This is a genomic window from Roseibium sp. R5 (assembly GCF_055755305.1).
This window is the reverse complement of record NZ_CM146910.1, coordinates 919,722-933,894: the sequence shown is the minus strand read 5'-3', so window position 1 is coordinate 933,894 and position 14,173 is coordinate 919,722. Positions and strand designations below refer to the sequence as shown.

Annotated in this window: 11 protein-coding genes; 7 read left to right on the top strand and 4 right to left on the bottom strand. The window is 58.5% G+C overall.

Features of this window, described 5'->3' with window-relative positions; genetic code table 11:
* Positions 1-4 precede the first annotated feature (4 nt).
* From AC0J4F_RS04230 to AC0J4F_RS04200, 7 genes are all read left to right on the top strand, one after another.
* Positions 5-1,171, top strand: a complete 1,167-nt coding sequence (locus tag AC0J4F_RS04230) for an acyl-CoA dehydrogenase family protein (protein WP_473025507.1) — start codon at positions 5-7, stop codon at positions 1,169-1,171.
* Between the two features lie 44 nt (positions 1,172-1,215).
* The gene (locus tag AC0J4F_RS04225; RefSeq protein ID WP_166672714.1) at positions 1,216-3,006 is read left to right on the top strand and encodes an acyl-CoA dehydrogenase family protein; all 1,791 of its coding nucleotides are present in this window, start codon (positions 1,216-1,218) and stop codon (positions 3,004-3,006) included.
* 63 nt (positions 3,007-3,069) lie between these two features.
* Entirely contained in the window at positions 3,070-4,857 is a 1,788-nt protein-coding gene (locus AC0J4F_RS04220; protein ID WP_473025506.1) for an acyl-CoA dehydrogenase family protein, read from the top strand.
* Positions 4,858-5,130: 273 nt separating this feature from the next.
* The gene (locus AC0J4F_RS04215) at positions 5,131-6,327 is read left to right on the top strand and encodes a CoA transferase (protein ID WP_133949522.1); all 1,197 of its coding nucleotides are present in this window, start codon (positions 5,131-5,133) and stop codon (positions 6,325-6,327) included.
* Positions 6,320-7,867, top strand: a complete 1,548-nt coding sequence (locus AC0J4F_RS04210) for an acyl-CoA synthetase (protein WP_473025505.1) — start codon at positions 6,320-6,322, stop codon at positions 7,865-7,867. The genes AC0J4F_RS04215 and AC0J4F_RS04210 overlap by 8 nt, the downstream gene beginning before the upstream one ends.
* 62 nt (positions 7,868-7,929) lie before the next feature.
* The gene (locus AC0J4F_RS04205) at positions 7,930-9,093 is read left to right on the top strand and encodes an acyl-CoA dehydrogenase family protein (RefSeq protein ID WP_473025504.1); all 1,164 of its coding nucleotides are present in this window, start codon (positions 7,930-7,932) and stop codon (positions 9,091-9,093) included.
* A gap of 156 nt (positions 9,094-9,249) precedes the next feature.
* Entirely contained in the window at positions 9,250-9,699 is a 450-nt protein-coding gene (locus AC0J4F_RS04200; RefSeq protein WP_473025503.1) for a GNAT family N-acetyltransferase, read from the top strand.
* Between the two features lie 82 nt (positions 9,700-9,781).
* On the opposite strand, the gene AC0J4F_RS04195 is transcribed toward AC0J4F_RS04200, so the two are convergent.
* From AC0J4F_RS04195 to AC0J4F_RS04180, 4 genes are all read right to left on the bottom strand, one after another.
* Positions 9,782-11,125, bottom strand: coding sequence for a TRAP transporter large permease (locus AC0J4F_RS04195; protein ID WP_473025502.1), 1,344 nt, complete (start codon positions 11,123-11,125; stop codon positions 9,782-9,784).
* 54 nt (positions 11,126-11,179) lie between these two features.
* Positions 11,180-11,779, bottom strand: a complete 600-nt coding sequence (locus tag AC0J4F_RS04190) for a TRAP transporter small permease (protein ID WP_473025500.1) — start codon at positions 11,777-11,779, stop codon at positions 11,180-11,182.
* Positions 11,767-12,831 (bottom strand): C4-dicarboxylate TRAP transporter substrate-binding protein, encoded by a 1,065-nt coding sequence (locus AC0J4F_RS04185; protein ID WP_473025499.1) that lies wholly within the window; start codon positions 12,829-12,831, stop codon positions 11,767-11,769. The genes AC0J4F_RS04190 and AC0J4F_RS04185 overlap by 13 nt, the downstream gene beginning before the upstream one ends.
* 194 nt (positions 12,832-13,025) lie before the next feature.
* A complete protein-coding gene (locus AC0J4F_RS04180) occupies positions 13,026-14,171 on the bottom strand; it encodes a CaiB/BaiF CoA transferase family protein (protein ID WP_473025498.1) in 1,146 nt (381 codons plus the stop codon).
* Positions 14,172-14,173: the final 2 nt, after the last annotated feature.

The following is a 14,173-nucleotide window of genomic DNA, read 5'->3' as shown; positions in this document are numbered from 1 at the left end:
GATAATGGATATCCAGCTTTCCCCCGACAGAACGGCCCTTCAGGATGCTGTTGCAAGCCTCTGCAGCCAGTTCGATGACGCCTACTGGCTCGAAAAAGACAAGGCTGGCGGCTTTCCAACCGAGTTTTTTCAGGCCCTGGCCCAGGCTGGCTGGCTCGGCATTTGTATCCCTGAAGCCTATGGCGGCGCAGGCCTTGGGATTACTGAAGCTGCCATCATGATGCGCACGATTGCCGAATCCGGGGCCGGATTCTCTGGCGCCTCTGCCGTGCATATGAACATCTTCGGTCTATCGCCGGTGGTTGTATTCGGAACGGATGAACAAAAGCGGCGCATGTTGCCGCCGGTCGTCGCAGGTCAGGAACGTACGTGCTTCGCTGTCACCGAGCCCAACACCGGATTGAACACGACCCATCTGAAAACAGCCGCGCGGCGTCAAGGAGACCGCTACCTCGTCAATGGTCAAAAGGTCTGGATCTCCACGGCGCAGGTCGCGGAAAAAATCCTGCTCCTCGCCCGTACAACTCCACTTGAAGAGGTCGAAAAACCGACACAAGGCCTCAGCTTGTTCTACACCGATTTCAACCGTGACCAGATTTCGGTCCGGGAGATCGATAAGATGGGCCGGAAGACGGTTGATTGTAATGAACTCTTCTTTGAGGATTTCGAGATTCCGACAGAGAATCTCATTGGAGATGAAGGCGAAGGGTTCCGGGCGATCCTGCACGGCATGAACCCGGAACGGATCCTGATCGGATCGGAAGCCATTGGTCTGGGCCATGCGGCGCTGCGCAAAGCCTGCGCCTATGCCAAGGAGCGCGTCGTCTTTGACCGGCAGATCGGTCAGAACCAGGGCATCCAGCACCCGCTCGCGCGCAACTGGATGATGCTGGAATCCGCCTGGCTGATGGCGCTAGAAGCGGCCCGCCAATATGACGCTGGCCTGCCCTGCGGCCCGGCGGCCAATGCCACGAAGTATCTGGGGTCGGAAGCCGGGTTTGAGGCCTGCCAGCAGGCGGTCATGACCCATGGCGGGTTCGGGTATGCCCGGGAATATCATGTCGAGCGGTACATGCGCGAGGCCATGATCCCCCGGCTCGCGCCGGTCAGTCAGCAGCTGATCCTTTGCCATATCGCCGAACGGGTTCTGGGACTTCCGAAGTCCTATTGAGATCAGATTTTTTGCCGCGCCCTTTTGTTTTGGAGACTGCGTTCATGAACATTCACACAGGCCAGCACGTCCCTTTGCCTCAAGGCGAGCTCGCCGAACTGGTCGCGCCGGATTGCCATGGACAGAACTTCTTTGAGATCGACCGCAGCCTTCAGGATCTTCTGACGCTGTATCTACCTGAAGATTTGCGTGTTCATCTCTGGCCGAAACTGCAAGAGTTCGGGGCTTTGGTGGGCGGTGAAATTGATACGCTTTCCAGAACGGCCGACCGGCACGTGCCGATCCTCCATCACCGTGACCCGCGCGGACGGTTTGAAGACTGGATCGAGTTTCATCCGGCCTACAAACGCATGGAGCAGATCACGTTCTGCGACTTTGCAATGGCTGGAATGACGGGAAAACCGGGGGTGTTCGGCTGGCCCGAACCGATGCCGCACACGGTCAAGTTTCTCTTCCAGTATTTGCTCGGGCAATCGGAGTTCGGTCAGCTGTGTCCGATTTCGATGACCGAAACCACCGCTGCCATGATCAAGAAATTCGGCAGTGAAGCGCTCATTGAACGGTTTTATGACGGGTTGATCAGCCAGGATCCGGCGACCCGGATGGCCGGCGGACAATTCATGACCGAACGCCATGGCGGGTCAGATGTGTCGCAACTCGCCGTCGAGGCCCGGAATGAGAACGGCACATGGCGGCTCTATGGCGAAAAGTGGTTCTGTTCCGCCGCTGATGCCGATGTCGTGCTGGTGCTTGGCCGCCCGCAAGGTGCCCCGGCAGGAAACAAGGGCCTTGCGGTTTTTGCTTTGCCGCGCCGGCTGGAGGATGGCAGCCGGAACGCCTACCGGATTGTGCGACTGAAAGACAAACTCGGCACGCTCTCCATGGCCTCCGGCGAGGTGGTTCTTGAGGGCGCGGTTGCCTATCCACTTGGCGATGTCGGGGCAAAGGAAAACCCCGGCCTCAAGATGATGATGAACCAGGTGTCCTTGTCCCGCCTGTCGCATGGTGCCCGGGCTGCCTCAATGATGCGCCGGTGTCTCAACGAGGCCATGATGGTTGCAAAAACCCGCAGTGCTTTCCAAGAAAAGATCATCGGCAAGCCCCTGTTACGACGGCAGCTGATGAAACTGATGGTGCCGACCGAACAGGCGTTGTCGATGACGCTCCATCTCGGCACTGTTTTGACCGCGGCAGCGAACGGCGACGCTCATGCCGAACGCGTTGCACGGATCCTGACCCCGGCCCACAAATACCGGACGGCGCGCGACAACATCCGCGTGGCGACGGGTGCCATGGAGGTCCGTGGCGGCAATGGGTTCATCGAGGACTTCGTCAATGCCCGTCTCGTCCGGGATGCCCATGTTGGCCTTCTGTGGGAAGGAACGTCCAACATCAATGCGCTGGACATCACAACGCGGGCCATCGGACGGACAGAGGCCCACAACGACTTGAGATCCGCACTGCTGGCGCAGATTGACGCCTGTCCGGGACTCCCCGGTTCATTTGCTTGCGTCTTGAAATCATCCCTGATCAAGTCCTTGGATCTCGCCGAAGAAATCGGCTGGCGCGGGGAAGAGTGCCTTGCCCGCCAGGTCGCCAGCGCCGTCTACCATTCCGCGACCGCCGTTCTTTTGGCCTGCGAAGGTGCGCGTCTGGGTGCTGATGGCGGGGACGCGCGCAGGCTGTTGCTGGCGCGAATGGTGATCGACCACCGTCTGTCGCCACAAGATCCACTGTCCACTGGCGACAGTGCCTTCGAGACAGCCGCAACAGAATTTCTCTTGAGCGATGCCCCGGTTTCGATCGGGGCGGCTGAACAGACCTTATCTCTCTGAATTTCAATTCAACAGCCCGGCCGGAAAATGCCGGCGCCAAGACCCTATTGGGAGGATTTCAAAATGAATGTTCAACCGCAACACCAAACATTGCCAACCCCAGAGCTTGCCAACCTGGTGGCACCGGATTGCCATGGGTTGAACTTCTATGGAATCGACAAGAGCCTTCAGGATCTTGTTACCCTTTATCTGCCGGACGATCTGCGGGCCCACCTTGAGCCGCATCTGGAGACATTCGGTGCGCTGGTTGGTGACGAGGTTGATGACTGGTCCCGCATGGCGGACAAGCACATACCTGTTCTCCATCACCGGGATCCGCGCGGACGGTTCGAAGACTGGATCGAATTCCATCCGGCGTACCGAAACATGGAAGACGTTGCGCTGGGCGATTATGGCCTGGCCGCGATGATCCATAAGCCGGGTGTGTTCGGCTGGGACAAGCCGATGTCACACACCGTGAAGTTCATCTTCCAATACATCTTCGGCCAGGCGGAATTCGGCCAGCTTTGCCCGATTTCGGCCACGGAAACGACGGCGACCTTGATCAAGGATTATGGGGACGAGGCCACCAAGGCCCGCTTCTACGATGGCCTGACCAGTCAGGACACCAAGACCATGCTCAAGGGTGCCCAGTTCATGACGGAGCGCACCGGCGGATCGGACGTCTCCAATATCCAGCTGGAAGCCCGTTTCGAAGACGGTAACTGGAAGCTCTACGGCGAAAAGTGGTTCTGCTCCTGCACGGATGGCGATGTCGCCCTTCTGCTTGCCCGCCCGCAAGGCGCTCCGGCCGGCAACAAGGGACTGGGGCTCTTCGCCCTGCCGCGCCGCCTGGACGACGGCAGCCGGAATTCCTACCGGATTGTGCGGTTGAAGAACAAGCTTGGCAGCCGCTCCATGGCGTCCGGCGAGATCGTCTTTGATGGCGCCGTTGCCTATCCGCTCGGTGAGGTGGGCCCGCATGAAAACAAGGGCCTGAAAATGATGATGGATCAGGTGTCCCTGTCGCGCCTGTCCCATGGGTGCCGGGCCGCCGCCATGATGCGCCGCTGCCTCAACGAGGCGCTGGTCACAGCCCAGAACCGGCATGCGTTTCAGGAAAAGATCATCGACAAGCCGCTCTTACGCCGTCAGTTGATGAAACTGATGCTGCCGACCGAACAGGCGTTGTCGATTACACTCTACCTCGGCAATCAGATCAGCCTGGCGGAAGCTGGTGACGAACGAGCGCAAATGATCACCCGGATCCTGACCCCGGCGCACAAATACCGGACCGCCCGCGACAACGTTCGTGTGGCAACGGGTGCGATGGAAGTGCGCGGCGGCAACGGTTACATCGAAGATTTCGTGAACGCCCGTTTGGTGCGCGATGCGCATTTGGGTGTCTTGTGGGAGGGCACCTCCAACATCAACTCGCTCGACATTACGACACGTGCGATTGCCAAGGTCGGTGCGCACAAGGACCTCAAGGAAGAGCTGATGGATCAGATCGACACCAGCTCCGACATGCCGGGCCAGTTCAAGGGCGAACTGCGCAGCACCGTCCAGCAGGCCATCGGTTTTGCCGAAGACGTTGCCATGAGCGGCAACCAGACACTGGCGCGCAAGGCCTCCAGTGCGGTTTACAATTCTGCGACAGCCACATTGCTCGCAACCGAAGGTGCGGCGCTGGGCGCAGCTGGCCGTGATGCCCGGCGACTGCTGCTTGCCCGGATGGTGATCGACCACCGGCTGCGTGCGCAAGACCCGCTGAAAGTTAGCGAAACCGGCTTTGAAAAGGCGGCGACCGACCTGCTTCTTTCGGGGACGCCGGTGTCGCTCGACACGGCCGCCGACGTGCTGACGCAGTAAGAGTAAATTTGGGCCCAAAGGCAAAGAAGGTACAGCGGTCATCCCCGGCATAGCGAAGCGAAGACCGGGGATCCACTCGTTTGCAGAGCCTTACCGAAACCTACTCGATGGTGCGGCAAGCGGAACCGCGAGTAGATCCCCGCTCATGGGCGGGGATGACCCGATGGAAAAGCCTTGCAGGCATCAGACGAACCATCCCGGCTTCTTGGGTAGGCGGCAATTTGTCCGCACGGCCTTCGAACAGACTAATAAACAACTGGAACAGCAGCGCAGATGACATCCACCACACCAAAACCGCTGGATGGGATCCGGGTCCTTGATCTGACCCGGATCATCTCCGGCCCCTATTGCACCCGTCTCCTTGCCGACTGCGGCGCAGAGGTCTTCAAGATTGAGCCTATGGGTGGAGAACACATGCGGGTCAAGGAACCGCTGCGCGCAGGCAAAAGCACCTATTTTGGTCATTTCAACGCCGGCAAAAAAAGCATTGAGATCGACTTCCGCTCGGAACGCGATCTGGAGGCAATCCGCAGTCTTGCCGCGTCTTGTGATGTGGTGGTGGAAAATTTCCGCCCTGGCGTCGTCCGCGACCTTGGGCTGGACTACACAACCCTCTCCAAAGGCCGCAAGGGTCTGGTCTATTGCTCGATTTCCGGCTTTGGCCAGGAAGGTCCACGCTCCCGACATCCGGCGTACGCACCCATCCTGCACGCGCTGTCCGGTCATGATCTTGCGGCGATGTCCTATGCGGAGGACGCCGACAAGCCCTTCCGCACAGGCATCTGGTATGCCGATTTGATTGGCGGCCTGTTTGCTTTCAGCGCGATCCAGACCGCCCTGATTGGGCAGCTCCGCCACGGGGCTGGGCAGTACATCGATGTTGCCTTAATGGACAGCATGATCAATCTGCTCGTCCTGGAAATGCAGGAAGCTCAGACGCCAAGTTCGTTTGACCGCTGGCTGGCAACACCGGTAAGGGCGTCCGATGGGCATGTGATCGCGGTGCCGATCACCGGCCGGATCTTTGAACGGCTTGCCGATCTCTTGGGTCACCCGGAGTGGAAAGACGACACTCGCTTCAACACCCAGCTGGAACGCGAAAAGAACTGGCCGACCCTTATGTCATTGGTTGAGGACTGGACGCAATCGCGGACCGCCGCTGAAGTTGAAGCGGTCCTGATGGCAGCCGGCATTCCTTGTGCGCGGTATCAAACGGTCGCTGAGGCCATCACCGATGAACAGGTGACTGTGCGCCAATTGATGACTGATGTCGGCAATGGCCCAAGCGCTTTCAAGGTCGCCAATCTGCCGTTCCGGTTTTCCGGAGCTCCTTTGCCGGTCGGTTCCCATGTTCCAGATGTTGGTGAACACACTGATACCGTTTTTGGCGCAGCCCGCGCGCTGGTGGGTGCCAAGGTGCCAGCAATGAATGGGACCAACGACAATGCTGAAGAGGCCCGCCATGTCTGACACGGTTTTGTACAGCGGTGAACGCTCAACCCGGCGGTCGGACTGCGAAGGGCGCGCTCATCGTGCGGCCTCCGGTCTGCGGGACTATGGCATCAATCGCGGCGATAGCATTGCGCTGTTGTTGCGCAATGATTTTGCCTTTTTTGAAGCTGCGCGGGCGGCCACATTGCTCGGCGCAAGCCCGGTGGCGGTCAACTGGCATTTGGCTCCACCGGAAATTGATTATGTTCTGCAGGATTCCGGCGCAAAGGTGCTCATCGCGCATTCGGATCTCCTGCAAACCTTGGGCGGTGTAATTCCAAAGAATATGCTTGTCCTTGAGGTGGACACCCCGCCGGAACTGCGCGTGGCCTACCGGCTCCCGTCCATGAATGGTGTTAAAACCGTTGAAACGGTGGCCTGGGAGCACTTCATTGAAACACACCCGCCACTGACAGATTCGTGCTGGGACTTTACCGACACGATGACCTACACCTCCGGCACCACCGGAAAACCCAAGGGCGTGATCAAGCTGCCGCAGGAGCCGGGGCTGGCGAAAGAGTTTCTTGCGGTCCGCGACCGGATTTACGGGATCAAGCCCGGCATTCGGGCGCTCATATGCGGCCCGCTTTATCATGGGGCGCCGAATTCCTTCGGGATGCGCACCTACGCTGTGGCCGAAAAGGTGTTCCTGATGCCGCGCTTCGATGCACGGGATTTCCTTGCGGCAGTTGAGCGGGAGCGGATCACAACGGCCTTCATGGTTCCAACCATGTTTGCACGTCTCTTGAAATTGCCTCCGGAGATCCGCGACCGTTATAACGTGTCGTCGCTTCAGTATGTCGTGACCGCTGCCGCGCATTGTCCGCCGGAGGTCAAAACGGCGATGCAGGCCTGGTTTGGACCGGTGGTCCATGAGTTCTACGCAGGCACCGAACAAAACTATGTGACCTTTTGCACCCCGGAAGAAAGCCTCCGTAAGCCCGGCACGGTCGGCCGTGCGCTGGATGGCGTGACATTGCGGATCATGGACGGTGACCGTCAGGACGTGCCGGCCGGAACACCTGGCGAGATTGTCTCCCGCCTCAATACGGCCCCTGAATTCACCTACGCCAACAATCCGACAGCGCGGGCGGATCTCGATGTCGGCGGCCTCATTGCCACGGGCGATGTCGGGTATCTGGATGAAGACGGATACTTGTTCCTGTGCGACCGGTCAAAGGACATGGTGATTTCGGGTGGGGTCAACATCTATCCGGCAGAGATTGAAGCAGAACTTCATGTCATGCCAGGCGTCGACGATTGCGCCGTCTTCGGTGTGCCGGATGCGGAGTATGGTGAAGCGCTGATGGCGGTTGTGCAGCCAGAGCCCTCCAGTGATCTCACGGCAGAAGAAATCATCGCCCACCTGAAGAGCCGCTTGGCCGGGTTCAAGTTGCCGCGCCGGATCGAATTCCAATCTCTTCTGCCGCGCGATGACACCGGCAAGATCTTCAAGCGCAAACTCCGGGATCCCTATTGGGAAACCACGCAGGATTTCCGGGAAAAAGCGGTCAGCTGATCCCCAATCTCACACCGAAACAAAACAGTCGCCGTTTCAGCGGAAAAGTGAAAGCATCGCAAATGGATTTTACCCTTTCAGAAGAACAGATCGCTCTCCAGGAAACCGTGCGCCGGTTTGCCCAGACGGAATTGCCGGACATAGCCCGTGAGATTGAAGAAACGGATGAGTCGCCCGGACCGGATGTCATGCACCGGTTCGCCGAGCTCGGACTTTTAGGGGTGAACCTGCCGGAAGCCTATGGCGGCGGTGGCATGAGCCATTTCGAAGCGGTTCTGGTGCTGGAAGAAGTTGCCAAAGTCTCCATTGGTGTTGCTTTTCCGATCTTTGAATCCTGCTTCGGCCCGGCACTCGCGATCGCCAATTTCGCCCCTGAAGCGATGCGCCAGAAAGTCCTGCCGAAGGTCTGCTCCGGCGACATGATCGTCGCAGTTTCCATGTCCGAGCCGGGTGCGGGATCAGCGCTGACCGATCTCACCACCAAGGCGCGGGTCGAGGGCGATAGGGTGATCATCACCGGTCAAAAGCGCTGGTGTTCCGGCGCAGGCCACTCGGATGCCTATGTTGTCTATTGCCGTATATCCGACGATCCCGGAGCGAAGGGAATCGGAGCTGTTCTCGTCGAAAAGGGGGCCGATGGCTTTACCTTCGGCAAACGGGAGCACCATATGGGCTTTCGCGGTGTGCACAGCGCAGACATGTATTTCGATGATGTCAGCGTTCCGGCGGACAACATCATTGTCCCGGCCGGCGGGTTCGCGAAACTGATGGAAGCATTTGATCTGGAGCGTTGCGGCAACACCACCATGAGCCTTGCCTGTGCACAGTCGGCCTTCGACTATGTCTTGAATTATGTTCAGGAAAGAGAGCAATTCGGCAAGCCGATCATCGATTTCCAGGCAGTTCAGCTTCAAATTGCGGAGATGAAGATGAAACTGGATGCAGCGCGCCTGCTGCTCTACCGGGCTGTCGTGAACGCTGAAAGCGGTCTTCCGTCGGTTGGTGAAAGTTCGATTGCCAAGTGTTTTGCCAATGAGATGACCCGCGAAGTCACCGGCAAGGCCATGCAGCTGATGGGCGGTTATGGGTATTCACGCGAATACCCGATGGAACAAAAGATGCGGGACAGCTGGGGCTGGGGCATCGCCGGTGGGTCCATCGATATTCAGAAAACCAACATTGCAAGCGCCCTTGTCGGCCGCCGGTTCAACCAGCGGGCCAAATAACGGGCAGCGCGCAATACGGCCCCCTCGACACTCCCTGCGCACATCACCGGAGTGTTTCTTACCCGGAAGTTTTGTGGCGTCCGGGTCTTTTCTTGCCAAAGGCCCATTCTGCCGGAATGAATGGGGCAGCAATCAGTTGATCTGGAGTGCCTTGCGATGAAGATCCGGCCCGCCGTCCCAGACGATATATCGGCTGTCCGTGCCTGTGCTGAAGAGGCCTACGCGCCCTATATCGCGGCAATTGGCCGGAAGCCAGCGCCCATGGTTGCTGATTTTGAGACGCAGATCGGCGCTTGGCAGGTTCATGTTGCAGAAGATGAGACCGGCAGTTTCCTGGGCTTCATCGTCTATTTCCCAAGGGCCGACCACATGTTTCTGGAAAATGTCGCTGTTGTCTCGGCCGCAGCCGGTCGAGGCATCGGCAGGGCCTTGATATCCCACTGCGAGGCGGAAGCTCGTTCGCTCGGTCTTTCCGCCATCCGCCTTTATACAAATGAAAAGATGACCACCAATCTCAGCATCTATCCGAAACTCGGCTACAAAGAGACCGGCCGCCGAACGGAAGATGGATTCAACCGCGTCTATTTTGAAAAAACCATCATCTGAAAAACGTTTGCCGTGCCGGCCTTGAGCCGGGACCAAATGCAACCTGGCCCCGGCGCAAGGCCGGGGCAGCGCCTTTTTTTGATCAGAACATCAGACTTGGCAGGCCCAGAGACAGGATCGGGAAGGCCAGAAGTGCCAATAGGACAACAATGTCGAGCACCAGGAACTTCATGATCCCGAAAAAGATCGTGTGGACCTGTATCTCCCGTCCAACCACCGAATTGATGACGAAGACATTGAGGCCGACCGGCGGTGTGATCAGGCCGATTTCCAGCAGTTTGACAACGATGACACCAAACCAGATGAGATCAAATCCCATGCCTTCAATGAGCGGGACCGTGAAGGGCAGGGTCAAAAGCATGGTGCCGATCGGATCCAGGAACATGCCCATCACCAGGTAAATCGCGACGATACACAACAGGATCATCCAGGTTTCCAGGCCCGAAGACGACACGATATCGACCAGCCCGCCTGTCACCCCGGTCAGGGAGACGAAGGAAACGAAGATCTTTGCGCCGACCGCAATGAAGAACAACGACCCGGTCTGATAGGCGGTCTCGCGCATCGACAGGACGAAATCCGGCCACCGCAACCGGCCTGAAATTGTTCCGTAGATCAACACGAATGACAGACTAACGGCAGCTGCTTCCGTCGCGGTGAAGATGCCGCCATAGATCCCGCCAATGATGATGATCATGAGGGTGGCGGCCGGCCAGGCTTTGATCGCGGCCGTAAACCGGTCGTCTCCAGAAATTTCTCCTTTGGGGACGGGGGCCGCTTCCGGCCGGAGTTTGACCCAGACCAGCACGGTGATGATGAACCCGGCAAGGCTTAAGAGGCCAGGCACCACACCGGCCATGAACAGCCGGCTGATCGATGTCTCGGTGAAGGTGCCGTATAGGATGAAAAGAACGCTCGGCGGTATGAGGGCGCCGAGTGTCCCGCCCGCGGCCACACTGGCGCTTGCCAGCTGCTTGTCGTAGCCGTAGCGCAACATTTCCGGAACGCAAATCCGGCCCATGGACGAGGCACAGGCGACGCTGGATCCTGTAATCGCCGAGAAACCGCCGCAGCCGATCAGCGACGCAACGGCCAAGCCGCCCGGGAGGCGGGACATCCAGACCCGGACCGCGTCGTAAATATCCGTTGTAATGCGGGTGTGATAGGCGATGTGACCGGCTGCAATGAACAGCGGCACCATCGACAAGGAATAGGAGTGAATGAACTCAAAGGCGTTTGATTCAATGAGCGCCATCGCCGGACGCAGGCCGCGGTCGAGATTGAATTCAGAGCCTGGGCGCCAGGCGTATGTGACCAAAGCGCAGATGGAGGAAACGCTGACCAGCGTAAATCCAATTGGAACGCGCAGGATGAGCAGTGTGAGCGCTGCCACAAAGCCGAAGATACCAATTGTTGAGGGGTCCACTAGAGTGTCTCTCGTTCGGGGTGATTTATGAACGAGGTGGCCGCCTGCCTGAATTCAGGCAGCCTCCTCCCAGCTTGGATCGTGAGTCTTGTTGGAATCTCCCCCGCCGCCGGATCCTATGGCGGTCCAGACGTCTTGAAGGAACAATACGGTCAGACGGATGAAGAACAGGGCGTAGCCTGCAAAGAAGGCGACCCGCCCCGGCCATTCAGGCACTTCCAGAATGCCGAAGAAATAGTTGCCGGTTTCGATCGCGTGGATCATGGCAAGATATCCGGCATAAGTGATCGGGATCACCGCGCACAGTCCGATTATGGCCGCGAGCACATTGAGCCAGACTTGGGCAGCTTTCGGCAGCAGGTCCGTTATCACTTCAACGGCAATAAAACCGCGATCAGCCGCCACATAGGCCAGTGGCAGGATCAAGGCGCCGATCATCAGGTCGCCGACAATCACAACTTCATCCGGGATCTGCATTCCGACAAAGGTGCGCAGGACGATGCCAAGCGTGATGTAAACACACATGCCCAAAATGGCGACAGCGGCAACTGCTATGAACGCTGTTTCCAGCCCGGCCAGAAGTCTCAAGGGGGAGGAGAACCGGCCCCGCCCGCTGCCAGGCGGAACCGGTTTGCCGGGCGTCACCGTGCCCATGGATATCCTTTGGTGTTTAGCTCACCCGCATACTTGTCGACGAGAACGGCGTACTGATCCCAGATCGCCTGGCCGTCATACCCCCGTTCCGTCATGTCAGACATCCATTCCTGGACATATTTGTCCGTCATGGCGAGCAACTTCGCGCGCTCAGCGTCGTCAAGCGCAACTACGGGCACCTGACGGCCGATTTCGCCGCTGGCAAGGCCGGCCTTCACGTCGTTGATGGTCTCGATCTGAATACGGGCGAACTCGTCGATCATCTGGGACCCGGCAGTCATGATCGCATTCTGATACTCTGCGGGCAGGTCTTCCCAGACATCCTTGTTCATGACCAAGGCAAAGCCGCCGACCTGGCCCCAGTTGGCCTCGGTGATATGATCGACAATCTCATAATGCCGGAATGCACGGTTGGTGTAGTAGTAGCCAGCAGCACAGTCGACCAGACCGGAATCCAGTGCCTGATACACCTTGTCGAAGGTCATGTTGACGACATTGGCACCAAGCTCATTGAGCGCCTTGCCGACCGTCCCGGTCGCCCGCACTGTCAGGCCCTTGAAGTCGTCGGCCGTTTCGATCTTGTGATCGCCGGTGCACTCAAACTGGGTGCCGGTGGAGGTGAAGTTGCTGAGGAAGACGACGTTTTCCCTAGCCAAGAAGTCCTTGAGCTGTTCGTTCGTGGTCATCAACTCATGCATCGCCCGCAGGCCAACCCAGGTGTCGGATGAGGAAATAGGCAGATCCCCGATTGCAAGGCCTTGAAGCTGCTTGGGCGAATAGGGTGCAATGACGGTTCCCATGTCGGCCGCGCCGGCGGCGACGCCGTTCAGCACGGCTGACCATATCAGAAGGGCACCGCCCCAATGAACGTCGAAGGTCAGCTGGCCTTCCGTCATGCGGCTCGCTTCATCCAGGAAATACTGCAAGGCTTTGGCTCTGGCGCCCCGGTTTGGGCCGGCTTCGGAATAGCGCAGCATGGTTTCAGCGGATGCCACGCCTGCCATGGCGATGGTCAAGCCCAGACCCAAAAGGGCCGACTTCATGGAAATCATCTTTATCTCCTCCCGTGTTCGGACCGGGCCAAACAGGTGCCGATCCATGCGGCCTGCGTGTGTTCGCCGCGTTTCGCTCCCTCACAACTCAATACATTTGGTCTATTATTATAAGTATACGAATTATACGCATATTATATAATTGCGCAAGTGTGACTACCGCGGAGCCAGGCCCTGCTATTCAGCGTGTTGAGTTAGATTGCGTTGCGGTTCTTCTGAACCGGCGCGTCTTCGTCAGCCACTCCCCAGTCCTGCAGCACCGACCCGTTATGTTCGCCGATGAGCGGTGGCCGGGACGGCAATGTGGCTTTGGCGTTCTGAAAACGCGGGGCAGGGGCCGGTTGAACAATGCCGTCTCGCTCTACAAACGTCTCGCGTGCCGCATTGTGTGCATGAGCGGGCGCTTCTTCCAGGTCCAGAATGGGCGCGAAACAGATGTCCGTTCTTTCAAACAGCTGACACCAATGATCGCGTGGATGTGCGCCGATGATGCTTTCAAACCGGCGCCGGATGTCCGGCCATTGGCGGGTGTCATGGCGGTCGCCGATGTCTGCTTCGTCAAGCTTCAGCAAATGCAGGAACAGCTGCCAGAACTTTTCCTCGATCGGTGCGATCGACACCCATTTGCCATCGGAACACCTGTAAACGCCGTAATAGGGCGCCGTGCCGTCCAATCGGTTGCTGGCCCGGCGGTTTTGCCAGCGATTGTTGGCGAGCCACATATAAACCGGTGCCATCAAAGCGGCAGTTCCGTCTGAAATGGCGGCATCAATCACATCGCCTTCACCGGTTGTTCTGGCCCTCAGCAAGGCGCACACAATGCCAAAGGCGAGGAACATGCCGCCGCCGCCATAATCTCCGAGGAGATTGAGCGGTGGCACCGGATCGCGCCCCTCCTCTCCAAAGGACCAAAGGGCCCCGGACAGCGAGATGTAATTCATGTCGTGACCGGCTGCATGTGCCAAGGGACCGGTTTGGCCCCAGCCGGTCATGCGGGCGTACACAAGCGCCGGGTTGCGGGCAAGACATACGTCCGGGCCAAGACCGAGCCGTTCCATAACGCCGGGGCGAAAGCCTTCGACAACAGCATCTGCCTTTTCGATCAGCTTGAGCGCGGTTTCAACGGCTGCAGGATCCTTCAGATCAAGCGTGATGGATTTGCGGCCACGGGCAACACTGTTTTTCCGCTGTTCGTCAATGCCTTCAATATCCGGCGCTCCGGTCGGTTCCCGGTCAATCCGCAGGATCTCGGCCCCCATATCGGCAAGCATCATGCAGCCGTAGGGGCCCGGCCCAATACCGGCAAATTCAACGATCTTCACACCGTGAAGTGGCCCCATCC

What these genes read in the sequence shown, in the direction of transcription:
- AC0J4F_RS04205 (WP_473025504.1), top strand. Translation starts at nt 7,930, where the DNA reads ATGGATTTTACCCTTTCAGAAGAACAGATCGCTCTCCAGGAAACCGTG.
- AC0J4F_RS04200 (WP_473025503.1), top strand. Translation starts at nt 9,250, where the DNA reads ATGAAGATCCGGCCCGCCGTCCCAGACGATATATCGGCTGTCCGTGCC.
- AC0J4F_RS04215 (WP_133949522.1), top strand. Translation starts at nt 5,131, where the DNA reads ATGACATCCACCACACCAAAACCGCTGGATGGGATCCGGGTCCTTGAT.
- AC0J4F_RS04180 (WP_473025498.1), bottom strand. Translation starts at nt 14,171, where the DNA reads ATGGGGCCACTTCACGGTGTGAAGATCGTTGAATTTGCCGGTATTGGG.
- AC0J4F_RS04225 (WP_166672714.1), top strand. Translation starts at nt 1,216, where the DNA reads ATGAACATTCACACAGGCCAGCACGTCCCTTTGCCTCAAGGCGAGCTC.
- AC0J4F_RS04210 (WP_473025505.1), top strand. Translation starts at nt 6,320, where the DNA reads ATGTCTGACACGGTTTTGTACAGCGGTGAACGCTCAACCCGGCGGTCG.
- AC0J4F_RS04190 (WP_473025500.1), bottom strand. Translation starts at nt 11,779, where the DNA reads ATGGGCACGGTGACGCCCGGCAAACCGGTTCCGCCTGGCAGCGGGCGG.
- AC0J4F_RS04185 (WP_473025499.1), bottom strand. Translation starts at nt 12,831, where the DNA reads ATGATTTCCATGAAGTCGGCCCTTTTGGGTCTGGGCTTGACCATCGCC.
- AC0J4F_RS04220 (WP_473025506.1), top strand. Translation starts at nt 3,070, where the DNA reads ATGAATGTTCAACCGCAACACCAAACATTGCCAACCCCAGAGCTTGCC.
- AC0J4F_RS04230 (WP_473025507.1), top strand. Translation starts at nt 5, where the DNA reads ATGGATATCCAGCTTTCCCCCGACAGAACGGCCCTTCAGGATGCTGTT.